The sequence below is a fragment of the Bacteroides faecium genome, assembly GCF_012113595.1.
In the GTDB taxonomy this organism is placed as follows: domain Bacteria; phylum Bacteroidota; class Bacteroidia; order Bacteroidales; family Bacteroidaceae; genus Bacteroides; species Bacteroides faecium.
Genome location: NZ_CP050831.1, coordinates 3027799 through 3052016 on the forward strand (window position 1 = coordinate 3027799; position 24218 = coordinate 3052016).

General features: G+C 40.0%; 17 protein-coding genes and 1 pseudogene. 13 read left to right on the plus strand and 5 right to left on the minus strand.

Annotated elements, in window-relative coordinates:
* Nucleotides 1–231: 231 nt before the first annotated feature.
* Nucleotides 232–2133 carry a rhamnogalacturonan lyase gene (locus BacF7301_RS10680; protein WP_167962623.1) on the minus strand — a complete coding sequence of 634 codons (1902 nt, stop codon included), beginning with the start codon at nt 2131–2133 and terminating at the stop codon, nt 232–234.
* Nucleotides 2134–2360: 227 nt separating this feature from the next.
* Here BacF7301_RS10680 and BacF7301_RS10685 point away from each other — a divergent pair, with 227 nt between their 5' ends.
* The 11 genes and pseudogenes from BacF7301_RS10685 (at nt 2361) to BacF7301_RS10735 (ending at nt 16031) form a co-directional block, all read left to right on the plus strand.
* Nucleotides 2361–3824 (plus strand): glycoside hydrolase family 28 protein, encoded by a 1464-nt coding sequence (locus BacF7301_RS10685; protein WP_167962624.1) that lies wholly within the window; start codon nt 2361–2363, stop codon nt 3822–3824.
* A gap of 533 nt (nt 3825–4357) precedes the next feature.
* Entirely contained in the window at nt 4358–6532 is a 2175-nt protein-coding gene (locus BacF7301_RS10690; protein ID WP_167962626.1) for a discoidin domain-containing protein, read from the plus strand.
* Between the two features lie 15 nt (nt 6533–6547).
* Nucleotides 6548–8347, plus strand: a complete 1800-nt coding sequence (locus tag BacF7301_RS10695) for an O-antigen ligase family protein (protein WP_167962628.1) — start codon at nt 6548–6550, stop codon at nt 8345–8347.
* Nucleotides 8334–9716: a T6SS effector amidase Tae4 family protein gene (locus tag BacF7301_RS10700; RefSeq protein ID WP_167962630.1), complete on the plus strand. Its 1383-nt coding sequence runs from the start codon at nt 8334–8336 to the stop codon at nt 9714–9716. The genes BacF7301_RS10695 and BacF7301_RS10700 overlap by 14 nt, the downstream gene beginning before the upstream one ends.
* A 7-nt stretch (nt 9717–9723) precedes the next feature.
* Nucleotides 9724–10332, plus strand: coding sequence for a WG repeat-containing protein (locus BacF7301_RS10705; RefSeq protein WP_167962632.1), 609 nt, complete (start codon nt 9724–9726; stop codon nt 10330–10332).
* A gap of 155 nt (nt 10333–10487) precedes the next feature.
* The gene (locus BacF7301_RS10710; protein WP_167962634.1) at nt 10488–12029 is read left to right on the plus strand and encodes a right-handed parallel beta-helix repeat-containing protein; all 1542 of its coding nucleotides are present in this window, start codon (nt 10488–10490) and stop codon (nt 12027–12029) included.
* Nucleotides 12030–12062: 33 nt separating this feature from the next.
* Nucleotides 12063–12485 (plus strand): hypothetical protein, encoded by a 423-nt coding sequence (locus BacF7301_RS10715; RefSeq protein WP_167962636.1) that lies wholly within the window; start codon nt 12063–12065, stop codon nt 12483–12485.
* A 142-nt stretch (nt 12486–12627) separates the two neighbouring features.
* Nucleotides 12628–12880, plus strand: a pseudogene (locus tag BacF7301_RS26155) (AAA family ATPase); the annotation flags it as partial.
* A 248-nt stretch (nt 12881–13128) separates the two neighbouring features.
* Nucleotides 13129–14259: an AAA family ATPase gene (locus BacF7301_RS10725; protein WP_167962638.1), complete on the plus strand. Its 1131-nt coding sequence runs from the start codon at nt 13129–13131 to the stop codon at nt 14257–14259.
* A gap of 1098 nt (nt 14260–15357) precedes the next feature.
* Complete coding sequence (locus BacF7301_RS10730; RefSeq protein ID WP_167962640.1) at nt 15358–15606, plus strand: hypothetical protein; 249 nt, start codon at nt 15358–15360, stop codon at nt 15604–15606.
* 101 nt (nt 15607–15707) lie between these two features.
* Complete coding sequence (locus tag BacF7301_RS10735; protein ID WP_167962642.1) at nt 15708–16031, plus strand: nucleotidyltransferase domain-containing protein; 324 nt, start codon at nt 15708–15710, stop codon at nt 16029–16031.
* Between the two features lie 262 nt (nt 16032–16293).
* Here the strand turns inward: BacF7301_RS10735 and BacF7301_RS10745 are convergent, their stop codons facing one another.
* From BacF7301_RS10745 to BacF7301_RS10760, 4 genes are all read right to left on the minus strand, one after another.
* Nucleotides 16294–16944 carry an HAD family hydrolase gene (locus BacF7301_RS10745; protein WP_167962644.1) on the minus strand — a complete coding sequence of 217 codons (651 nt, stop codon included), beginning with the start codon at nt 16942–16944 and terminating at the stop codon, nt 16294–16296.
* 131 nt (nt 16945–17075) lie between these two features.
* Nucleotides 17076–18752: a glycoside hydrolase family 43 protein gene (locus BacF7301_RS10750; RefSeq protein ID WP_167962646.1), complete on the minus strand. Its 1677-nt coding sequence runs from the start codon at nt 18750–18752 to the stop codon at nt 17076–17078.
* 184 nt (nt 18753–18936) lie between these two features.
* Nucleotides 18937–20178: a DUF4861 domain-containing protein gene (locus tag BacF7301_RS10755; protein WP_167962648.1), complete on the minus strand. Its 1242-nt coding sequence runs from the start codon at nt 20176–20178 to the stop codon at nt 18937–18939.
* 150 nt (nt 20179–20328) lie between these two features.
* Nucleotides 20329–21945 carry a glycoside hydrolase family 28 protein gene (locus tag BacF7301_RS10760; protein WP_167962650.1) on the minus strand — a complete coding sequence of 539 codons (1617 nt, stop codon included), beginning with the start codon at nt 21943–21945 and terminating at the stop codon, nt 20329–20331.
* Between the two features lie 353 nt (nt 21946–22298).
* Here BacF7301_RS10760 and BacF7301_RS10765 point away from each other — a divergent pair, with 353 nt between their 5' ends.
* Together BacF7301_RS10765 and BacF7301_RS10770 are read left to right on the plus strand one after the other, a co-directional pair.
* Complete coding sequence (locus BacF7301_RS10765; protein WP_167962652.1) at nt 22299–23156, plus strand: enoyl-ACP reductase FabI; 858 nt, start codon at nt 22299–22301, stop codon at nt 23154–23156.
* A 6-nt stretch (nt 23157–23162) separates the two neighbouring features.
* Complete coding sequence (locus tag BacF7301_RS10770; protein WP_167962654.1) at nt 23163–24170, plus strand: gliding motility protein GldB-related protein; 1008 nt, start codon at nt 23163–23165, stop codon at nt 24168–24170.
* Nucleotides 24171–24218 lie beyond the last annotated feature (48 nt).

A 24218-nucleotide genomic window follows, 5' to 3' on the forward strand; every position in this document is an offset into this window, starting at 1 on the left:
TTATATGCAGGCAAAGATAGCTATTTCTTTGGATTTTAAACAAATTTGCCCTTTGTATCAGGGAGACACCACAGATTACACAGATTCACACAGATTATTTTCATTGCATACTCTATAGTGAATTAGGGCACCGATATACATATTTATTTAATCTATTTTGTTTAATCTGTGTGAATCTGTGTAATCTGTGGTGAACTCTAAGTTATCATTTTTTAGTTCATGGTGCGGCTCTTATTTAAACTGATAACCTCTGAAAGTACCTTTCATCTTTATCAGTTCCGGGCCGAAATAGAATCCTGGCTGCGTCGGTTGGTTGTAACCTACGTTTTGGGTAGCGATACTGATTCGGTATATCGGTTCTTCAAGGAAAGTGTGGAACCGGTATTCGGTCGGGATAGTCGATACATACAACCGTAGTGAAGTATTGTCCTCGGAACGGAGTAATACTTCTTCCCGCCAGTCGCCTATAATATCCCCTTGCAGGCACGGGTTTGCCTTGGTTCCATTGTTGGAAAGGGCTCCTTCGAATTTGGCAAGCTGGACAAACTTCTTATTTTTCCAGTCGTATTTGGTGATAACGTTTTTATCCAGCATCTCACGCAGCAAGTCTCCATCCCACCATACTGCCATATTCATCGGCATATTTCTCATTCTAGGAGCAATGATTTCTCCTTTTACATTCCGGATTCCTTGCGAATCTCCCGACCACATTTCTACGCCCGGATGCGTCGGGTCGATGTCAGCCGCCATGCAACGCCCTACATCGGTGTTACTCTTTATTTGCAGCAATATTTCTCCGGTTGCCGCATCCCTGTATGTGCTTCCATCCCGTTTGTTCTCGTGGCAGTCCCACACTTGCAGACCTTTGCGTGAAGGGTCGAAATGCGTCAGGTGAATGGCGTCTCCGTGCCCCATTTTGGTAGAGTAAAGCCCTTTGCCGTCGTGGTCGATGGCGCATGAACCGTAGATAATCTCATCGCATCCGTCACCGTCCACGTCGCCTGCCCGCAAGTTATGGTTTCCCTGTCCGGCATAATCTTCGCATCCGGGATTGTTGCTGTCAAATACCCAACGGTTTTTCAGCTCTTTCCCGTTCCAGTCGAAAGCAGCCAGTACGGTACGGGTATAATATCCGCGGCACATCACCACACTCGGATGAATCCCGTCCAGATAAGCCACGCAAGCCAGGAAACGGTCGCTGCGATTGGCACGGTTATCTCCCCAGTCTTTCGGATTGCCGCGTTCGGGAATATAATCAACGGTGTGCAGCGCTTCCCCTGTAAGACCGGAGAATACGGTTAAGTATTCCTTGCCTGTCAAAATACGTCCTTGATTGACGAGCCTGTCTCTTTTTTTATCAAAAGTGCCCGCTTCGCGATAATCCGCATCGGGATTTCCTATCATTTTCCATTTTCCGTCGATTGTCCCGTCTGACGTGCGCATCACAATTTCCGCTTTGCCGTCACCGTCAAGGTCATATACCATAAATTGGGTATAGTGGGCTCCGGCACGTATATTCTTGCCTAAGTTGATACGCCACAAACGTTCGCCGTTGAGACGGTAACAATCTATATATACTTCACCGGTATAACCATCGTGCGAATTGTCATGCGAATTGCTCGGGTCCCATTTCAGGATAATCTCGTATTCACCGTCACCATCCACGTCGCCGATAGAAGCGTCGTTGGGAGTGTAAGAGTAAGTGTCTCCCACCGGTGTCGTCCCGTCTTCCGGCTTTTGCAAAGGAATATTCAGATATCCGAGCGGTGCGTCCGCCGGAAGCGTATATTTGCCGTCAATATGATGCGTCTCCTTTCCTTTTACCACAGGGCGTACTTCGTAAACAGCCGCTTTCCGGCTACTGTTCTTGTCGCGAAACATCGTGCTCACCGTGACAGGCGTATCTGTTATTTTCTTCCCGTCCCTATACACATTGAATCCGCTCTTTATCGGGTCGGAAGACAGGTATCTCCATGAAACGACTACTTCCGAAGGGTTTTCACGGATAGCAATTACGCCACGGTTCAGTTTTTCCCGCTGTAACTTAGAGTAGTTATAACCGGGCTGTGCCGTCATTGTCATCATAGGGACTGACAGGAACAGGCACAATAGATAGATTGTAATTTTTCTCATATTTGTCTTATCGGTTTGGACTTTTCCTATTATTCTTTTTATTCTCTTGCAAAATTACTCCTTTTTTAAATGTATGTAATGGAGAAATGTACAAAGACTATATACAATTGTGCATCCGTTCCTATTAATTGTCCACTCTACATAAATTTCTATCTTTTACGTACATCCGTCCATGTCCTCTTGTGTGATATGCGATAATTTTGCAACGTGAACAAAAAGCAGTAATTATGAAATATCTTTTATCTATTGTACTAGTTGCATTGATTGGCTTTACGGCTCCGAAAAAGACAGCTCCCGCTTATGATTGGGGAAGTGTGTCCGCCAAACCGGATTTGTCGTGGGCTAATCAGGTAGGAGCGCAGACAACTCCGGGAAACACAGCATGGGATGCCGGGAAGTTCGGACTGCGGAATGACACCTCTACGTTTAGCACCCGCGCCATTCAAGCTGCCATTGACGCTTGTCACCGGCAGGGCGGGGGAACGGTGACTATTGCCCCGGGATATTATAAGATAGGCGCCCTGTTTATCAAGAGCGGAGTAAACCTGCATCTTAGCAAAGGCACAACCTTACTCGCAAGTGAGGATATAGAGGATTATCCGGAATTTCCTTCCCGTATCGCCGGTATTGAGATGACCTGGCCTTCGGCTGTTATCAATATTATGGATGCGGAAAATGCCGCCTTGACGGGCGAAGGCTTTATTGATTGCCGTGGAAAGGTGTTTTGGGACAAATACTGGGCAATGCGCGAAGAGTACGAAAAAAAGAACTTGCGCTGGATTGTGGACTACGATTGCAAGCGGGTACGGGGAATCCTTGTTTCCAACAGCAAGCATATCACTCTGAAAGACTTTACATTGGTACGTACCGGATTTTGGGCTTGCCAGATACTCTATTCAGACCATTGTTCGGTGAGCGGACTTACCATTAATAATAATGTGGGTGGACACGGCCCGAGCACGGACGGCATCGACATTGACTCGTCCACCAATATTCTGATAGAAAACTGTGACGTAGATTGCAACGACGACAATATCTGTATCAAGGCAGGTCGTGACGCGGACGGACTGCGTGTAAACCGTCCGACGGAGAATGTGGTAGTCCGCAACTGCATCGCCCGCAAAGGTGCAGGATTGCTGACTTGCGGAAGTGAAACTTCCGGCTCTATCCGCAACGTACTGGCATATGACCTCAAAGCCTGTGGCACGGGCACTGCCTTACGCTTGAAATCATCCATGAACCGCGGCGGAACGGTTGAGAATATTTATATGACGCGTGTTGAGGCTGATAGCGTAACCCGTATCCTGGCTGTCGACTTGAACTGGAACCCGAAATATAGCTATTCCGCCTTACCCAAAGAGTATGAAGGAAAAGAAATCCCCGCACACTGGACTACGATGCTGACTCCTGTTGAACCGAAAGAAAAAGGCTATCCTTATTTCCGCAATGTATATTTCTCGCATGTGAAAGCGGACGGAGCGAAACGTTTCATCTCTGCATCAGGCTGGAATGAAAATCATCGTATCGAGAACTTCTATCTGTCCAACATTGACGCAGAAGTCGAATCTGTCGGAAAAATAACGTATGGAAAGAATTTCCAGTTGCAGGATATCCGGTTGACCGTGAAAGATAAGAGCAGATTGCAGCAAACGGATAATATAGACAGTAAGATTGAGATTAATTACAAGTAATCTTTCTTATAGGCAGGATACTCTTGACAAAGCCTTTTTTATTTTGTATATTTGTAGACGCAAATATCGATGGATAAAGAACGAACTTAAAAAGAATGAAAAAGAAAATAGTGCAATATTATAACAAAATAGCAGGACTCCCTTACAGTAGTTAAGCTGTGAGGACTACCGTATAAGCTAAAGGCTGCGAATCTTTATAGGGTTTGCAGTTTTTTTTGTTGCAAAAAATCAGTATTCTATCCTTAATCCCCGAATTTATAGTTTATAATAAACTTGGATACCGTTTATAATAAACTCTTCAATAGTTTATTAAAAACTTGAAGATTGTTTATGAAAGAAGAGTCTGCTTTTTTCTTCCTTGTTATTGGATGAAATGCCCTTTATGGGAGATTCTTGATGAAAAGTAAATGATATATACGTGAATGTAACAAATTTCTATCTTTTACGTACAATCGTACAGGGACTGTACATCTAAAATAGCCTAATTTTGCTTCGGAATTCATAGAATGGTAATTTAATAAATCATATACTATATGAGAATACTCTTATTTTTAGGTTTTATGTGTCTATTTATGTCTTGTCATAAGTATCCTGATGCTGTTGAACAAGCATTAGAACAGGCTGGTGATAATCGTAAGGAATTGGAAAAAGTGTTGGAACATTTTAGAAAACAAGGAAAAATACCTTATCAGTCAGCTTGTTTTTTAATAGAGAATATGCCATATCATCAGTCTAAAGAGACGATTTTGCTTGATTCTGCATACAATTCCTATTTTGAGAAGGTTGATTCTATCTATTCTCAATTGTTCTCCAATATGACTATTGAAGAAATCCGTCCATATAAAAAGAAAAAGCATGATTCACTATGCATATCATTAGCTGAAAATTTTAATAGTTTCGTTGCTCCTAAAATCTTAAATGTTGATAAGACTGATATTCAAATCATAAAATCTGATTTCTTAGTTGATAATATAGAATCAGCATTGAGAATCTGGAATGAAAAAGGTTATAAAACAGATGAAGACTTTGACTTTTTCAAAGAGTTTATTTTACCATATCGGACTACCAATGAATATCCTTTAATGAAACGTAGTCAAATCCGGAAAATGTATGAAAAGATATTATTGGACTCTTTATTGGGTACTATACACGAATCTGTGGAATGGTATAAGATATATGTTGATAAATGTAGGTGGCTGAATAAATATGTAAAGCCTAAAGAACACATGGGGATTTATGATTTGTTTGTTCCTAGATTTAAAATGGATTGCCATAATATGACGAACTGGAGTTGTAATGTCTTACGGGCATGTGGTATCCCTGCTGTTTATGAATTTACTCCAAAATGGTTGGATAGGGATAGCAAACATTATTGGTGTAATTCTCCTGATTCGACGGGAATAATTCAGCCTTATACAGCACCAGGTAATAACTTGCGTGAAGATTGGGATAGTAATATTAAATATTGTGGGAAGGTATATAGAAAAACTTTTGGAGTACAATATAATACTCCTTATTTTATGGCAGCAGAAGATGAATTTGTTCCTGAACACTTTAGTACTCCTTTGTTAAGTGATCAGACTTTCCGTTATCATCAAACCATAACTTTACGGTTACCATTACTGGATAATATTGATAATAATATTGCTTATATCTGCATGTTCACTACTAAAGGGCTTACGCCTGTAGGCTGGGGCAAAATCGATCATCGAAAAAGTGAAATCATTTTTGAACAGATACCTTTAAATACTTTGTTCTTTCCCGTTATTTTTGATGGAGAAACAATGCTTGAAATCAATGAGCCGTTTATGATATTATCTTCACGACTTAGGAAAGATATACCAGAACCTCTTACGGTTAATGAGCAGCAAAAAAAGAAGCTCGATATATCTTTGGTAAACGGAAAGTTGTTTGTTACAGGCGAAAATAAACAGTCTTCGGGTATGAAATATGTCACTTTGAAATGTGATACAACTAAAAAAGAAACGTTACATCTTTTACGTAAATATCCGGAAAAGCAAAGGCTGAAAGCATTGCAGGAAAGGATTAAGGGTTCTTATATCTTGGGAAGTAATAAAGAAAAACGGAATTTTGACACACTTTATATCTTAGATTATGTCCCATGTCCATATTTCCAAGAAGTCGAATTTAAAAATGACAAGAAGTACCGATATTATCGCTTTCGAAATCCCGATAAAAAAGGTGTTAATATTGCTCATATGGAGTTTTTGGGGAGATATTCACGAAATCATAAATGCTCTTCTCCAACACCTCTACCTGTCTTTTCTAAGGAACAACCGGAAGATAAGAATCAATTCTTATATCGGATTAATGGAATTCCTCTTAATACCGGACATAATGCTGCGGATGCTTTTGACGGAAACTATGATACCTATGTGACAACTTCTTCGGTAGGTATGGATTTTGGAACTCCTGTACAAATCAATCGTATTCGGTTTGTTCCACGAACAGCGAATAATGGGATTGTTCCGGGGGATAGTTATGCTCTTTTTTATTATGCCAATGGTTGGAAGGAGTTTAAAATACTTTATGCAGAAAATAGTTATTTGGATTTTAAAGATGTACCGTATGCTACGCTTTATTGGTTACGGAATCTAACAACAGGAAAAGAAGAACTTCCATTCTTCTATTCTAATGGTAAACAATACTTCCTTCACACAGACACAATAAACGAATCCATATATTAAAAATATTCTTTTTCTATGTTTAATTTAGACAGGAATACGGTATTTTCATCTTTGATGGGAATATTAATAATTTCTTTAGTTATTAATTGTTTTACAGAAATTTACAATGCATCTGTTGTTTTTCCTGTTTTGGGTACATTAGTGGTTGGCGGTATTTTGGTCTTTTCTGCTCTATTCACCCGTATAGCGTCTTTTTTGCAACTCCATTGGATTGATTTAATGGTAGGAGCGGGAATAACTTGTATGATAGTAGATTATTTGTTGGGGAATAGTGACTTGTGGCAACTTGGTTGTTTATGTGTACTCATTCTCTATTGTATTTTACGATTGATTAGAAAAATAAATTATGTTGTGATTTATATAGGAGTAATGCTGGCAGCCTTTTTGCTTGCTACTATAGGCTATTTGCAACTCTTCAAGATTTTGCCGTCTGGTAATTCTCATTTCTCTATCACTGGTTATTATCATAATCCGGCTGTTTATGCAGGTGTTATGTCTTTACTTCTTTGTGTGATAGTAGGATTTATTATCTATACTTTTAGATATTCGTTTTATAGGAAAATACGAAATATATCATATTGCCTTTGTGTTTTTTGTTTTCCGGTTTTTATTTGTGCTGATTCAAGGGCGGCATGGGTAGCTTTAATTGTAAGTGTATGTTGGGGCATATTGAGAATATATAGACTTCAGATAAGGATGTTGTATAAATCTTATGTTCCAGTGATGCTTGTTCTTCTTTTTGCATTGAGTTTGTTGGCTTCTTATGGTCTTTATAAATATAGACCTGATTCAGTAGATGGGCGAATACTAATAGGAAAAGTGGGTCTTGAAATGATAAAAAATAAACCTCTAACAGGATTTGGTGCAGGAGGATTTGCTGCAAATTATATGTATTATCAAGCCCGTTATTTGAAAGAAAAAGGAACAGAACATGAAAAATATTTGGCAGGAAGCACTCATTTAGCTTTTAATGAACCATTGAGATTACTGGTTGAATATGGCATTGCAGGGCTGTTGATTTATGTCATTTTGATATATTATATTTTGCAATCAAGGAGGAATCATTTGATTATTAGGTTATCACAGATGTTGTTGATGGCTATTCTTATTTGGGGACTTTTCGCTTATCCTAATCGTGTATTTCCTATTATTCTGTTTACGGTGTTGGCTTTGGCATTGTTGGTCAGGTTGGATAAAGTAAAGCGGAAAAAAGTACTTTTAACTTCTCGTTGCTTTGTAGTTATCAAAGTTACCTTTTTATTTTTAGTATTGCTATTGGGTGATGGTATTTCAAATATGTTGCCGGATTATCATCAACTGTATCTTTTAGCTCATTCTTCTCCGAATATGATGTCTGAAAAAGTACTTGGTGAATACAATAAATTGGAACATCGGATGACAGACGAAATAGGTTTTTACTATCACTATTGTTTGACTTTAAATAGATATAGAAAGGATGAACTTCTAAAAGAAAAATTGTCTTTTCTGACATCCCGTTTTCCTTCACCGACAGTATTTGTGTTGAAAGGAGATGTACACAAACGATTAAAGGAATTTATCGAAGCAGAAGAATCATATAAAATGGCTCATTGGATGATGCCTACACTTCAAACTCCCAGAGGAAAGCTTGCTTTTTTATATCAAGAAACAGGAAGAAAGCAAGAGGCACTTTTATTAGCAAATGAATTATTAACAGAAAAGGTTAAAGTCTATGGTTTTGCAACACATGATTTGCACCTTAAACTGAAAGAAGTATTTAGTGAACAGTTAACTAAAAGTTTAATTAAAAAAAGTAAAGCTTATGAGAAAAATTAAAGGAAACCGTCTCATGTTTATTATCTTAGCGGTGTTGTGCTTATGCATTTACGCCTGCTATGATGGTGTGGATTTCCCAAGTGGTAAATCAAGTCGTTCGGGTAAATCAAAAAAGAAAAACAAGGAGTTGACTACAGTGATAGCTCGTCAATGGTTTGAGGCTAACATGACTCCGGTTGTTACTATGCGTTCATCTGAAGCTAAAGATGTACAAGCTGCTATGGTGAAACCTAAATGGGAAGATGCTTATGAGGCTAATCGTGGAAAGTATGAAGTTGTTCAGACCCCTATTCTAACACGTGGCAGGAGAATGTTTGTTGATGCGGAGACTCAAAGTGAGTTTGAAAAAATACGCGGACAGAAATATCTTCGTAACGCTGCTCGAATGGTAATTCGGAAAGACCTGAAGACTGGAGAGATTAGAAGTTTTATTACTGTTTTTGTCGGTTCTTTGGAGTATATGAAGAAGAGTAAGAAGATGGGACGTAACTCATATTTATATAGAGAGCCAGATTTTGACGGTAAGGTATTGTTCTTTGAACCTAATGGTGGATTAATTAATGGTTGGAAATATCGTAATGGTAAAATTGTTGCTAAAATAATGCCATTAAGTGAAGATGCTAAATTTCTTATTACTCGTGGTTGGGTCACAGAATGTTATACAGAGACTGTTCTTGAATATTCTCAGGAATGTTATGAGGAAGGTTTTGGATATGAGGACGAGGAATGGGGTGTAGGTGGTGGTGTCGATTATATCTGTAATGATGTATGGACACCCGTTGAATATCAAGTCTGTGAAGAAGAGTGGGAGGAAGATGAAGATAGTGGTGATAGTGGTATAGGTGATGGTGATGATATTGGTGGTGATGTTGATCCTAGTATAGTTCCTCAAATAGATTTACCACCGTTTAGTACGGTTGATATTAAGTTTGGTGTAGTGGCAAAAATGGAAGCTCCAAAAGTATATGAACTAATAGGAGGTAAAGTTTACCAAAATTATTTAAGTAATCCTGCATATGTGAATGCATGTACGCTGAGGCTTAGTTATGCTTTGAATATGTGTGGGGGAAGTCATCGAATACCGTATTCAAGTGGAAAAACAGGCTCTGGTGATGCTGATCGTGATGGCTCTAGAGAGTGGTATTATTATAAAGTTGTTGATATGATAGATTATCTTGATCAAAAATATGGTATCCATGAAGTTGTAACAGTTGATGAGATTCAAGATAAAAAAGGAATTGTTGGACAGGTAGATTGTGAAGGCTGGGGTGGTGGAGGACATGTTGATATTTGGGATGATGCAAATACAGTATCAGCAGATCGTCTTTATCCAGAATGTGAAACTTTATATTTTTGGGAATTTAAATGATTAAAATATGAAAACGAAAACTGTTTTAATAGTATTATTATGTCTTTCAGCATGTGTATATGCTCAAGATTCTAAGTTGTATAAGTATTATCCTGACTTCATAAAGGATGAATCATTATCGGGTTTTATGGATGTGAATGGAAAAATAATAATACCTGCGGGGAAATATGCTGATATCTTTACTGATGAATTTGATAAAATAGCATTTGTGTCTATTAGAGGTAGGCAAGGAATATATGCAATAGATAGAAATGAGCAGATTTTATTTCAGGTTTATAATTATGAGGTATTTCCGGATAAAATAACTAATGGATTATTTCGAATTATAGAAAATGATAAAATGGGGTTTGCTAATATGGATGGACAGATTGTGATTAAACCTCAATATAAATTTGTATACCCGTTTCAGAAAAATGGATATGCGATATTTTGTGAGAATGGAATCTGGACTAAATTGGATAATGAACATCTCGTGTTAAAAGGGAAATGGGGAGCTATTGATAGAAAAGGAACAGTTATTATTTCTCCTGTTTATGACGGTGGTTCGGAAAATTATCTTAAGAAAGATGGTAAACGGTATAGATTAAATAGTGCAGGTGAATTAATTTTGAAGTAATTATGCAATAGTGAGATACCTAGAGTGTGCTTGAATGTACACTCTAGGTTTTTTAGTATGTTGTTAGAGACAATTTTCTATTCTTTGCGTACGATATTACAGTTCTTATGGTATAAAAAACAGTAGCTTTGCCGCTACACAATACTTAATATACCATGAAACGCATCACTCTTTTTCTTTTTTTCATAGGGTATCTATCTTCTCTTTCGGCTACGAACTATTTTGTAGCCACTAATGGAAGCGATTCGAACAGCGGAACGATTGACAAACCCTTTGTCACGTTGGGCAAAGCTCAATCGAAAGTTGTAGCCGGAGATACGGTTTATATCCGGCAAGGGACATACAAAGTTTCGGAAGCCGAAATAATGGAACATTATACGGCAGGCAGCACGATTTGGAGCCGGGTATTTAAGATGTCGAAGAGTGGGACAGGGGTTGATAAGCGTATCTGTTATTCCGGTTATAAGAATGAACGTCCCGTATTTGACCTTTCAGGGGTAAAACCGGAAAATGAGCGTGTCATTGTGTTTTATGTGAGTGGCTCTTATCTGCATTTCAGAAATATAGAAGTCATAGGTACGCAAGTGACTATCGTAGGTCATACCCAGTCCGAATGTTTTCGTAATGAAGGCGGAAGCAATAATATTTATGAGCATTTGTCGATGCATGACGGCATGGCTATCGGTTTTTATATAGTGACAGGCAAAGATAATCTGATACTGAATTGTGATGCATATAATAATTATGACCCTATATCCGACGGCGGTAAAGGTGGAAACGTCGACGGATTCGGTGGACATCTCACTTCTCCCCAATATACAGGCAATGTGTTTCGAGGATGCCGTGCTTGGTATAATAGCGATGACGGATTTGATTTGATAAACTGTCAGGCGCCTTTTACAATCGAGAATTGCTGGTCTTTCTTGAATGGATATACGAAAGAGGGAATAAAGGCGGGCGACGGCACCGGATTTAAGTCGGGCGGTTATGGTATGAGTGATAGTCCGAAAGCTCCGAGTGTGATTCCTATGCATGTGGTTCAGTACTGCCTGGCGTATATGAACAAGAATAAAGGTTTTTATGCGAATCATCATTTGGGCGGAATAGCCTGGCATAATAATACAGGGTATCAGAACCCTTCTAATTTCTGTATGCTGAACAGGAAGACTGTATCGGAAGCTGTTGACGTGCCGGGATATGGACATATTATAAAGAACAACTTGTCTCATAAACCGAGGTCATCGGGGAAACATATCGTAGATGTCAATCAGGCGGAATGTGAGATTACCAATAACTCTTTTCTTCCGGTAGAAATGACTGTGACAGATGATGATTTTATCAGTTTGGACGCTGGTCAACTTACCTTTTCACGTAAAGCAGACGGAAGTCTCCCGGAGATAGATTTTCTGCGGTTAAAGGCGAATGGTAAATTGTATAATGCCGGGCTCGGCTGTTTTGCAGGAAAAGGAAATGAAGATACTGCTTACGACTGGCTGGAAGAAGCCGCTATCCTTGTTGAAGGAAATATAGCCAGGGTAGTAGGTATCGGAGCAGAAGCATTCACCCGGTTTTATGTCAATGGAAAAGAGTGCTCATTATCCGAAGGGCAGATAGACTTGTCCTCATATAGCGGGGAGATAGACTTAAAAGCGACATCAGATAATGGTGGAATTGCTAAACTGAAAATAGTCAGATAATGGAATATACAGACTTATAAAAATAGTAAAACGATGATGACCGTACAATTGAATATGCTTTGGAGAACAATAACCGCCATACTGTTGCTATGTGTTTTTATCACATCATGCAGTAAAGAGGAACTTCTAACGGAAGGAACAGACACAGATGCAAATCCCCATTTCACCTGGGACATTACGGTGGAACTGGAACAGCCGAATAACTGGTCTGTAACTGCATTTTCTGAGAAAGTTGCCATAACCAATATTGCCGAAGGCAAACAATATCTGTTGACATGGAAAGGCGGACTTTCGACCGGAAAGAAGTCGGAAGCTATCCTTAAGACGATTGTCCGTGGTGAACAAACTAAAACAACAGAACTGGATATTCTTGAAGTAAAAGATTCAGGTAATAATATTTATGAACTGTTTCTTCGTGGTGGGGGACGTAAAGGGGAGATTGTGTTTACGAAATAAAAACAAATCATGTGAGGGATAATCCTTCCCTTTGTGAAAGAGTATCCCAAAAAGGAAGTGCTTTTGTTTGTGAGAATGGCAGAAAGAGATTATCTTTGTTTCTGTCATTTACAGAGTACTCATTTCTTTAAAGTATAAAGTAATGGAAAAATATTTATTTCCGGACAGAAAGTGCATTCCCTACGGTATGATGAACTTCGCATTAATTCGCCGTGAAGACTATTATTATGTTGACAAAACCCATTTCATACCTCTGATAGAACAGGCAGACCGTTTCTTTTTCTTTATGCGCCCCCCGACGTTTCGAAAAAAGCCTGACGCTGAATCTGTTATAACATTATTACGATGTACGTACTAAAGACAAATTTGATGAACTCTTCGGAGACTTATATATGATAGGAATAATGAAGCCGTGGTATGACAACTATTGTTTTGCTCAAGAATGTTACGGTGATACCACGATGTATAACTCTAATATGGTGCTCTATTTTGTGAAAAACTATATTAAGAGTGGTAGGGCGCCACGGGATATGGTAGAAGATAATATCCTGTCGATTATAGGTTATCATTCTTTTTGCATCATTCTTTTTGCATGATAATGAAGAAATAGCTATCTTTGAGGCAAAGAATAAACATTATCTTTATGAATCAGAATCCTTTTGTCACTTCGGGCTATGTGTCTTCGGAGTATTTTTGTGATAGAGAGCAAGAAAGTGCAGAAGTTATAATGGATGTGGAGGGTAGGAATAATAAGGTTTTGATTTCTCCCCGCCGTATGGGAAAAACAGGATTGATACTTCACTGTTTTAACCAGCCGGAACTTCGTGACAACTATTATTGCTTTTTTATTGATATCTATCCCACATTGAATTTATCGGATTTTGTTGTACTTTTAGGCAATAAAATCTGCGAGGTGTTGAAGCCAAAAGGAAAGAATGCTATAGAAGCGTTTTGTCGGATAGTTCGTTCTTTGGAATTTCGTATTAGTTTTGATTCATTAGGACAGTTGGAAGCCTCTTTTGGTCTTGGGGATATCAAAGATCCCCAGCGGACATTGGACGAAATATTCTCTTATATCAATAGTTCGGAGAAAAGATGTGTCGTTGCGATAGATGAGTTTCAACAAATAAGCAAGTATCCTGAAACTCATACTGAGGCTTTGTTACGTACACATGTGCAGCATTGTACCAATGCTTCATTTATTTTTGCAGGCAGTCAGAGGCATATGTTGCAAAATATGTTTTTCAGTGCTTCGAAGCCATTCTATCATAGTGCTTCCGTAATGAGCCTGAAACCTATTCCTTTGGAAAAGTATAGTGAATTTGTTATTCGGCATTTTAATGAAGCCGGTAAGCAGATTGCAGCGAAAGACATTGAGTATGTTTATGAGTTGTTTGAGGGGCATACTTGGTATATGCAAAGTGTATTCTATTTGGCATATTATATGACGATAGATGTTTGTACCTGTGAGATTATTCAGAAAGCTATCCAAAAGAAGTTGGATGACAATGGAGAAATCTACGAAGCCATTTATTATGGTATACCTGAAAAGCAACGTGAATTACTAAAGGCTTTGGCTTGTGAAGGGAAATTCGATAAAATACAGTCTGGAGTATTTATTAAGAAATATAATTTGCCTTCAGCCAGTTCTGTACAATCAGCGGCTAAGAGATTGTTGGATAATGATTTGATTACTATAGAGAATAATGGACTTTATTCTATTAGTGACCGTTTTTTAAGTATGTGGCTTCGACAGCGATTGGGAAGAGGATAAATTGGGGTTTTATTCAGCGGCTTAGGATATACTAGAAACGATTTCGCAAAATCATTTCTCATATTCTCATAAATAATTGCATTTTGTTGATAATTAGATATATAGACTATGAGAATTAAAATGTTTACATGCATTTCTCATAGCTTATAGCTATAAAATGCCTTTAAAGAAGGTATTTCTCATACTTTATTTTGTATTTCTCATGCTGCATATTATGCTTGTTTTTGTTTCAAGAAACTAATATGTATAGGTTAATATAAGCGTAGTTTGTATGTTAAGTCGCTAGATAACATATCTTTCATAACTGACATTATTGTGTTTTTTTGCTTTCATCCGTATTATTCCACTCTAGTGAACAGACCGTTGCACTCGAGTGGATAGACTTGTGCACTAGAGTGCATAAGCCTGTTCACTAGAGTGCAACGATGGGGATGTCTTATTGAAAATCTATTGATTATAGTAGTATAATCTTTGATTGTCAGCTAGTTATAACGAAAATGAGCGGTGGCTTTATTACAGTTCATTAAGCGTTAATGATTAGACTATGAGAATAATGTTTTTGATGTATGAGAAATGCCAATAATAGTATGAGAAATGCATTGTTTTAAGTGCGTTTTCTTTATATATGTATGAGAAATGCATGTAAATATTTTTATTCTCATGCTTTATGTCGTTAGTAATCAAATGGATATGCTTTTCTATGAGAATATGAGAAATGATTTTGTTTTTTTTATTCTAGAACCGAATGAAATAATCTGCATTAAATAATAGTAGAAAGTAATATCTATAATGAAAAAATATACTTATATTTGTGGTGTGTCTTCGAAGGAAGATGCTTTTATTTTTTAAATATTGAAGACGGTGTTTTATTATCTGCTCTCATAAATCTGGTAAATTTTTGCACTTGCGGATAATAAGTAACTTGTCTTCGCGTCCATGTTATATATAATTTTGTTATATATCTCAATGGGCGCGGAGCTATTGCTTATTATTCAAGTGCGGGCTTACCAGAGCCTTTGAGAGGATAATATCGTAATAGTTTCCGCGCCTTTTTTATTGGTGCTGCGGGAAACCAATAAATTATCTAAAATTGAGAATATGGGCATAATTGATGATTTTAAAATGTTTCTCTATTGGCACAAAATGCTTGCTTATTTAATAGCATTGGGCTACATAATATTAATTTTCGTAATATTCGTACTGTCATTGATTATTGCACAGCAGAATGAAGATATTGATACATTAAAGTATATTGATGATAACCAATACAATACTAAAATAGATGAATACCCTAATAAGCGAAAATCCGAAAAGAAATATCATTTTATTCAGATTCATCATAGATAATAACCAAGTATGAGTTATTTGCAAGAGCGATTTCTTCGTAGCTCATATTCGTTGAATTGATATTTATCGTATATTTGTAGAAAAGTAAAGGAGAAACGAATATGAAAAGTCATGCAAATAAAGTATTAGAATCTATTAAGCAGGCATTAACGGAGCATTTGCCAAAAGGAGGAAAGGCTTTGTTGTTTGGCTCTCAAGCTCGTGGGGATGCACGGGTTGATTCTGATTGGGATATTTTGATTATTCTCGATAAAGAAAAACTGGAGCCTGAAGATTATGATAAGGTAAGTTTCCCTTTAACTATGTTGGGATGGGACTTGGGAGCGCGGATTAATCCGATTATGTATACCATGAAAGAATGGGCTGCAAGTTGTATTACACCATTTTATAAAAATGTCGAACAGGAGGGAATTAAATTAGTATGAAATTGACAGAGGAAGAACGTAATTCTTTAGTGGTATTACAATTGGAGAAAGCTAAAGTATTTCTAAAACAGGTAAAATAAGTGCACATTTAGGAAGCTTTTTGGCGCGTATGGAACAATTGCGGCAGAAAGGGGATTATAATTGTATTTATTCAATATCAGAGGATGAAATTAGTACAATAAAAAAACCGGCAAGAGAACTTATTGAGACTATTGAAGTTCTGCTTGCCGAATCATAATTGTTTTTGTTAAACTATTTGGTATTAAAGAATTAATTTTTTAATCTCTTCGGCTGTATCCACTATATATGCCGGACTAAACTCTTCCAATTCTGTCCGTGGGCGGAAGCCCCATGTTACGCCACAAGCTGTCACACCTGAATTAGCTGCTGTTTGCATATCGACTCCCGAATCACCGACATAGAGGATATCTTCTTTTTCTACATTCGCTAATTTCAAAATATCAAAGACGATTGTTGGGTCAGGCTTGACATTTACCCCTTCCCGTTGGCCGAAAACGGCAGTGAAGCGGATTTCGGGGAAATAATGGGCAACCAGTTTCTCGGTAGCTGCTTGATACTTGTTGGAAGCTACGGCAAGTTGGATACCTGCGGATTGTAAATAGGATAAAAGTTCTGAGATACCCGGATAAGGATGGCTGTCATCTGCATTGTGGACATCATAGTAAGGAACGAACTCTTTTCTAACCCGGAGTACATTCTCTTCTGTCTTTTCTCCTTCGGGCAATGCACGTTCAAAGAGTTTGTTGATACCATTTCCTACCATGAAATTATACTTTTCCACATCGTGTGTGGGGTATCCTAATTTATTTAAAGCATAGTTGGTACTGTGTGCCAAGTCGGCGATAGTATTTAATAATGTACCATCCAAATCGAATATTGCTAGTTTCTTCATTGAGCTCTTTATTATTTTATTGTTAATCCTGTAATTCAAAATCTCTTCGTTTACAAAGGTAGAAAAGAAAAGACGCCCCTGCAAGATTTTCATGGTGCAGGGACGTCTTTTTAGTATTTGGTTACTCTTTTTTACCTCTTCGTAATGCGGAACCAATCCACGTCTGCCCAACCGCCGTCATTCGTTTTAATAGCCGGACGCGTGCAGAACATACCAACTTTAGCGCCAATCCATTGTCCTTCTCTTGCCTGGAAAGGAGCACCGAGTGATTCGAATTTCTTTCCGTCAAGACTATAACTGAAATTACACATTACAATAAGGTCGTGTCCGCCTTCGCTGGCTTTGATTTTCTTTCCGTCACAACTGAAACGTACTTTCAGATAAACCGTGTTCTGGGAAAGGTCAACGGCAGCTTTCACTTCTTCCGGTTTTCCCTTGTCCGCCCTTTTACACTCTACTTGCGACAAAACAAGCCCTTTGTCTGTATTTTCTAAAACCAGTCCGGCATAATCCCTGCCCATAACGACCAGTCCGGTTCGCTCGCCTTTATTCTTTTGATTAGGAGTGAACGTGAGTTTCATTGTTGCGGTGAAATTGTCGGAAGGAGTTTTCTGTAATAAGAGGTTAGCTACATCCCACAGGTTCTTATAATCTTCTACCACCGGATAAGAGTATAATCTGACATAACTCTTGTCTCCTGCATAATATGCCCATTTTTCATTAATGTTGGCGTGCCATTGCCACTGTGGGGACAACGTGTAGCCGTCGAATTCATCGCTTTCCTGCGGAGTACAGATAGGATATGTTTTACCTACATTCGGTTTCTTGTAAGTCAATACAGGTTCACCGCAGCCGTCACCGTCTTTATCAATGCCGATAACGGGCCAGTCGTTCACCCATTTCATCGGTTGCAAGTGCATGATACGGCCGTAAGCGCCTACATCTTGAAAGTGAAGGAACCAGTCTTCGCCCGTAGGAGTGTCTACCCATGCTCCCTGATGGGGACCGTTGACGGGAGAGTTGCCTTGTGCGAGTACAGTTTTCCATTCGTAAGGGCCGTAAATGTTCTTGGAACGTAAAACCACCTGCCAGCCAGTCGGTACACCACCTGCCGGATGGAAAATATAGTAATAGTCATTTCTCTTATACATTTTGGGGCCTTCGCAAGTCTGATGCGCTTCGTGACCGTCGAATATGATACGTGAAGGAGTGATAGCTTTCGTAGCCTCTGCGTTCAGTTCGCAGATGGTGATTACACTTTTCAGTCCGGCACGGCTTCCTGCGTATGCGTGTACCATATATACTTTTCCGTCCTCATCCCAAAACGGACAGGTGTCGATGATTCCTTTTCCGGCTTTAACCAAGACTGGTTCGCTCCACGGCCCTTTCGGGTCTTTGGCTTTCACCATGAAAGCTCCCTGGTCGGGGTCACCCCAAAAGATATAGAATTCACCGTCGTGATGGCGGATGGCGGGAGCCCATACACGATTACCGTGTTCCGGGCGTTCCGGCGTTTCGATAGGAGTGAGGGCGTTAGGCACTGCCGCGCCGATAATCGTCCAGTTCACCAAATCTTTGGAATGTAGTATCTGTAATCCCGGCAGACAGTTGAAACTGGATGAAGTCATATAGAAATCATCACCCACGCGGCAAGCGTCGGGGTCGGAGTAGTCGGCATAAAGAACCGGATTTTTGTATTTGCCGTTTCCGAGGTCGGAAACCCATACTTCGGATACATAGTTATTCTGTGCCAATGCCGGAAAGGCAGTCAGCAGGCAGAGAACTAAAGTCTGTGTCAATCGTTTCATGATATAGGTCGATTAATAGTTTTATATAAATGATTCGTTGGCTTGTCTTACGATGGCAAAGGTAGAAAAAAAGACTCTGCACAGGGAGTAATAATTGTGCAGAGTCGTATAAAAATTGGTAGAAACCTCGTAATTTTTGTTTAGTTGTATTTGTATTCTACCTTATTTAGTGGTGTGGTTATCTTTATTTGGCAGCGTGGTTGTCTTTTACTTTCACTGTCACAGGATGAGCCAGTTCTTCTTTCCATTCGCGAAGATATGCGAACCATGCTTCCGGTGTCTTATATCCGAAGGTTTCCTTCATGGAAGTGAAAGTCGTATGATATTGGAAGTAATTGTTTCCCGGAGCGGTGATTGTATAGAGGAAGTTTGCCTTGTCTTTTTCCTCAGATTTCACATAACGCTGAGGGATACAAGTTCCCAACCCTACGGTTTCTTTTGCGTACTTCACCGTGTCGTTTACAGGCCAGTCCGTACCCCAGCTTCCTACCAAGCCTTTATGGTCGGAGAATGATTTGGAAGCACCTACAATATCCTGTACCCCTGTGCAGAAAATCTCTTTATCGAGCGGCTCGTCGAAGAATGTTTCGATGTGAAGGTCACGATGTCCGGCATAAAGCGTGTAACGCGTCATCATATCGAGTTCTGCACCCTGATACTGCCATCCGGTTACTTCAATTTCAGCAATCGCACGCACCGGCCCGTAAGAGATGATACGTTCCGTACGGGTTTCTACCGGGGTGATATGGGTTGCTTTCTGTCCGTCCCAACCTTTCAACGCACCCGGGCCGCAACTGTCGAACACACGAAGCACATCGTCACCAAATCCTTTGGCTAACTGTGCATCCGTAGGATAGAACTGCGATTCTTTGATTTCCAACCCTTTATTGAATTTACCGTAAATATCAGGTGTCTGTTTCTCATTGAAGTAGAGACGATAACCTACCAGTTCCGATTCCAAAACCGGACCGTGAGGACGTACCATGCTGTATATATTACTGGTTCCGGGAACGGTAATTGCCTGTACACGTTGATGTTTTCCTTTTCGGAAATCAGCAATGAACATATCGGCATATACCCGTTCAGGATAAGTCTTTGTACTCTTTTCCGAAGAAAGCGTCACTTGGAAAGTCTTTTTGCCACGGGCGGGAAGATTGGTTACGAAGGCGAGTTCATCCATCTTTTTGTCCCTGTTCAAGTCGTCCAATTGACATGGTATCTCATTCGTCCCTTCCATGACAACGGCAGACTTGATTTTGAAACCTGCGTGCAGTTCGTGTAGATTGATGACAACCGGAGCATCCGTTTTTGCCTGGTTCCAATTGTTGTGTACCTCTACTGTAATGGTCTTCTCCTGTTTCTGAGCCCAAGTCGGCAGGCTAAAACTTCCTAAAAGGAAAGCAAATATAAAAAGATTCTTCTTCATGATTCTAAGACTGATATTATACGTCGTATTTCTCCCTGCAAAAGTAACTGAAAAAAAAGCAGACTGTCTATCTTTTGAAGATAAAATAGTCTGCTATTTGAGCTTTTTACTCTATATAATGATATTGTGGTTTTCTTTTCTCACTGAACTTTATTTGAGACTTAAAATCTCGCCTTTTGCTCCTAATTCTTCATAAACCTTTCCATCTACGGTCAGGTTCTTTGCATTCTTGACATTCAGGATATTGTTGCCTTTTGAAGACTCTACATGAATATTCTCCAAAGTGACTCCGTCTACCTGGCTGATGACAACTCCATCCGTAGCTTCCGTCATCACAACGTTTTTAACGGTGATATTGCTAATCGGCATTTCCGGCAGACCGTTGAAGAACATCGCACGTCCCGAACCTCTGCACACAATATTTGAAATATGTATATTGCGGAACGCCGGAGTCTCTTCCGTTACCGGTGGGATGGCTGTTTTCATACGGTTCAGCAAATCTTCTTCCGATTCTTCACCTGCGCCTTTTCCACCATAGAAGAGGTCGAACAATAACGGTTCGTTCGGGATGTTAATCATATTGATGTTATTGATGTAGATGTTTTCCACTACACCGCCACGTCCGCGGGTACTCTTGAAGCGCAAGCCTACATCAGTCCCCATGAATGTACAATCTTCCACATAGATATTCTTCACGCCGCCGGACATTTCGCTGCCTACAACGAATCCGCCATGCCCGTGCAACACCGTATTATTCTTCACAATCACATTCTGGCAAGGTTCGCCGCGACGGCGACCGTCTTCGTCCTTACCCGATTTGATACAGATGGCATCGTCTCCCGCATCAAACACACTGTTGATAATCAGCGCGTTCTTGCAAGATTCCAAGTCGATGGCATCACCATTCTGAGAATACCAGGGATTGATAACCATGATATTATTTACGGTGAAATCTTCGCAGGACAACGGGTGCAGACACCAGCTCGGAGAGTTTTTGAAAGTCACGCCTTCCAGCAATACTTTCTTGCTTTTTACGATACTGAGCAGCACCGGGCGCAGCCATGGACGGATTTCAGCCCATTCTTCATCCGTATTGATGCCTTCGGGCACGTTAAAGTCTTTACAAGCCATAGCTCCTTTCAGCGAACCCGCTGTGGGATACCATATCTCTTGCTTCTCATCGAGAACACCGCCTGAATTTACTAATTTCTTCCATTGCGAAGCTGTCAGTTTCCCTTTTTTCACCGGACGCCATGCATCACCGTTTCCGTCGAATGTGCCGTATCCCGTGATAGCGATATTCTCCGCGTCGCGTGCCGAAATCGGTGACTGGCAACGACGGGTTTCGAGCCCTTCAAAAGAAGTGGCGATGATAGGATATGCTTCGAAATCTCCGGTGAAGAGCACCAGTGAGTTCTGCTCTGTATAAAGATTTACATTACTCAGCAGTTCGATGGGGCCTGTCAGCCAGATACCTTCCGGGATAATCACTTTCCCCCCGCCGTGTTGGTTCACGTCCTTGATAGCATCGTTGATAGCTTTCGTATTCAGGAACAAGCCGTCCCCTTTGGCTCCGAAGTCTGCAATGCTTACCTCGTAGGCAGGGAAAGCCGGTTGTTGTACTTTCGGCATTTCGAAAGGTAAGTTCTGATAAATGGCATCGTCTATTGTGCTTTCGCTTACTGCCTTTTCGCCGGATTGGCATCCTGCGACGAACGGCAAACAACATACGGTCATCCAGAGGAGTCTTTTTGTCAATGTGTTCATTTAGTAATCTAATTTTCTATAGGGTTATACATTTATTGTTTTCAATGGTATTTCGTGGATATTAATGAGGGTGTCTTTCATAATTCTTATGTCCTTCCGCAGGCTATCTGTCGCAGGCGGCCTGCAGGAGAGGAATAAGACGAATTCATGTTAACCTAATTCTAACCTTAAATAAATATTATGAAAAAACCTCTTAATTATCGAATGCAAAGATAGGAGCGAACCCCCAAAGGGATGTGGACTAATTGATAGAATACGTGTATTTTTTGTCATTTCTGTCTATTATTTGCACACTTCTCATGATTTTATGCAGAAAGATGCTATCTTTGCACAAAATTTAACTATTAAAAGATATGAGTTACAACTTGTTGAAAGGAAAAAGAGGTATTATCTTCGGTGCGTTGAATGACCAGTCCATTGCTTGGAAAGTGGCTGAACGTGCTGTAGAAGAAGGTGCGACTATTACATTATCAAATACTCCGATGGCTATCCGTATGGGTGAAGTCGATGCTTTGGCCGAAAAACTGAATTGCCAGATTGTTCCGGCAGACGCTACCAGCGTAGAGGACCTGATGAATGTATTCAAAACCTCAATGGATATACTGGGTGGACAAATAGACTTTGTGCTCCATTCTATCGGTATGTCTCCCAACGTGCGCAAGAAACGTACTTACGATGACCTTGACTATGGAATGTTGGATAAGACATTAGATATTTCGGCTGTTTCATTCCACAAAATGATTCAGTCTGCCAAGAAACTGAATGCTATTGCAGATTACGGTTCAATCGTTGCATTGAGCTATGTCGCTGCTCAACGTACTTTCTACGGCTACAATGATATGGCGGATGCGAAGGCATTGCTGGAATCTATTGCACGTAGCTTCGGTTATATCTACGGACGCGAACGTAGCGTACGTGTGAACACTATTTCACAATCACCTACATTTACAACAGCCGGTTCGGGTGTGAAGGGTATGGACAAACTGTTCGACTTCTCCAACCGTATGTCTCCGCTTGGAAACGCGACTGCCGACGAATGTGCCGATTATTGCATCGTGATGTTCTCCGACCTCACCCGCAAGGTGACCATGCAGAACCTCTTCCACGACGGCGGATTCTCCAGCGTAGGTATGAGTCTTCGTGCGATGGCTACTTACGAGAAAGGACTCGATGAGTACATGGACGAAAATGGTAACATCATTTACGGTTAATACATTATGAAACTACAGATTTCTCTTCTTATAATAGTAATAAGTATGCTTTTCACCTCCTGTGGGTTAAGCACAGGAAACGGTACGGAGCAGAAGGAAGAGGAGATTTCTGTTCTAAGATACGATAAGCTGTTGGGCGAATATGTTCGCTCCAACAGCTTTTCTGCTATGCAGAAGTTGACGATGGATTATCGTATGCCGACAAAGATTCTGATTGAAGATGTGTTGGCCATCGGTACGGTGAAGGATGATACTATCTCCCAACGGCTGCAAAAATTCTATTCGGATACGACACTGGTTCGTCTGATGGGGGACGTGGAAGCTAAATTCCCTAATTTGGATGAAGTGGAAAAGGGACTGACCAAGGGGTTCAAGAAACTGAAGAAGGAAGTTCCCGATACGAAAGTGCCGTTTATCTATTCGCAGGTATCTGCGTTCAACGAATCTATTATCCTGGTTGATTCCTTGCTCGGTATCAGCCTTGATAAATATATGGGAGAGGATTATCCTCTTTACAAGCGTTTTTATTACGATTACCAATGCCGCTCCATGCGTCCTGAGCGAATTGTGCCGGATTGTTTCGCTTTTTATCTTTTGAGCCGTTATGGTATGAATTACCATGAAGGGACTTGTCTTGTCGACCTGATGATGCACTCCGGAAAAATCAATTATGTGGTGCAGAGCTTATTAGGATATAATAATATAGGTGAAGCGATGGGGTATTCGAAAGAAGAGAATGCCTGGTGCAAGGAAAATGAACAGGCGATTTGGGATTATATCTGCTCAAATGACCATTTGAACGCACGCGACCCGATGGTGTTTCGTTATTATATGAAACCTGCTCCGGCTGTTGAAATGTTAGGTAGCCAGGCTCCTGCATTGATAGGTACGTGGGTAGGCGCGAGAATCGTCGCTTCATATATGAAAAAGCATAAAGACATGAAGCTGAAAGACCTTCTGGAATTTACGGACTATCATACAATGCTGAGTGAATCCAACTATTTGGCTTCCTGAATCGTTTCTCTTTCTTATTTCTCAATTTTTAATTCTCAATTCTCAATT

Bases quoted from the DNA above. Each gene is read 5' to 3' on its own strand.
- BacF7301_RS10680 (WP_167962623.1), bottom strand. From the start codon at position 2,133: ATGAGAAAAATTACAATCTATCTATTGTGCCTGTTCCTGTCAGTCCCT.
- BacF7301_RS10685 (WP_167962624.1), top strand. From the start codon at position 2,361: ATGAAATATCTTTTATCTATTGTACTAGTTGCATTGATTGGCTTTACG.
- BacF7301_RS10690 (WP_167962626.1), top strand. From the start codon at position 4,358: ATGAGAATACTCTTATTTTTAGGTTTTATGTGTCTATTTATGTCTTGT.
- BacF7301_RS10695 (WP_167962628.1), top strand. From the start codon at position 6,548: ATGTTTAATTTAGACAGGAATACGGTATTTTCATCTTTGATGGGAATA.
- BacF7301_RS10700 (WP_167962630.1), top strand. From the start codon at position 8,334: ATGAGAAAAATTAAAGGAAACCGTCTCATGTTTATTATCTTAGCGGTG.
- BacF7301_RS10705 (WP_167962632.1), top strand. From the start codon at position 9,724: ATGAAAACGAAAACTGTTTTAATAGTATTATTATGTCTTTCAGCATGT.
- BacF7301_RS10710 (WP_167962634.1), top strand. From the start codon at position 10,488: ATGAAACGCATCACTCTTTTTCTTTTTTTCATAGGGTATCTATCTTCT.
- BacF7301_RS10715 (WP_167962636.1), top strand. From the start codon at position 12,063: ATGATGACCGTACAATTGAATATGCTTTGGAGAACAATAACCGCCATA.
- BacF7301_RS10725 (WP_167962638.1), top strand. From the start codon at position 13,129: ATGAATCAGAATCCTTTTGTCACTTCGGGCTATGTGTCTTCGGAGTAT.
- BacF7301_RS10730 (WP_167962640.1), top strand. From the start codon at position 15,358: ATGGGCATAATTGATGATTTTAAAATGTTTCTCTATTGGCACAAAATG.
- BacF7301_RS10735 (WP_167962642.1), top strand. From the start codon at position 15,708: ATGAAAAGTCATGCAAATAAAGTATTAGAATCTATTAAGCAGGCATTA.
- BacF7301_RS10745 (WP_167962644.1), bottom strand. From the start codon at position 16,944: ATGAAGAAACTAGCAATATTCGATTTGGATGGTACATTATTAAATACT.
- BacF7301_RS10750 (WP_167962646.1), bottom strand. From the start codon at position 18,752: ATGAAACGATTGACACAGACTTTAGTTCTCTGCCTGCTGACTGCCTTT.
- BacF7301_RS10755 (WP_167962648.1), bottom strand. From the start codon at position 20,178: ATGAAGAAGAATCTTTTTATATTTGCTTTCCTTTTAGGAAGTTTTAGC.
- BacF7301_RS10760 (WP_167962650.1), bottom strand. From the start codon at position 21,945: ATGAACACATTGACAAAAAGACTCCTCTGGATGACCGTATGTTGTTTG.
- BacF7301_RS10765 (WP_167962652.1), top strand. From the start codon at position 22,299: ATGAGTTACAACTTGTTGAAAGGAAAAAGAGGTATTATCTTCGGTGCG.
- BacF7301_RS10770 (WP_167962654.1), top strand. From the start codon at position 23,163: ATGAAACTACAGATTTCTCTTCTTATAATAGTAATAAGTATGCTTTTC.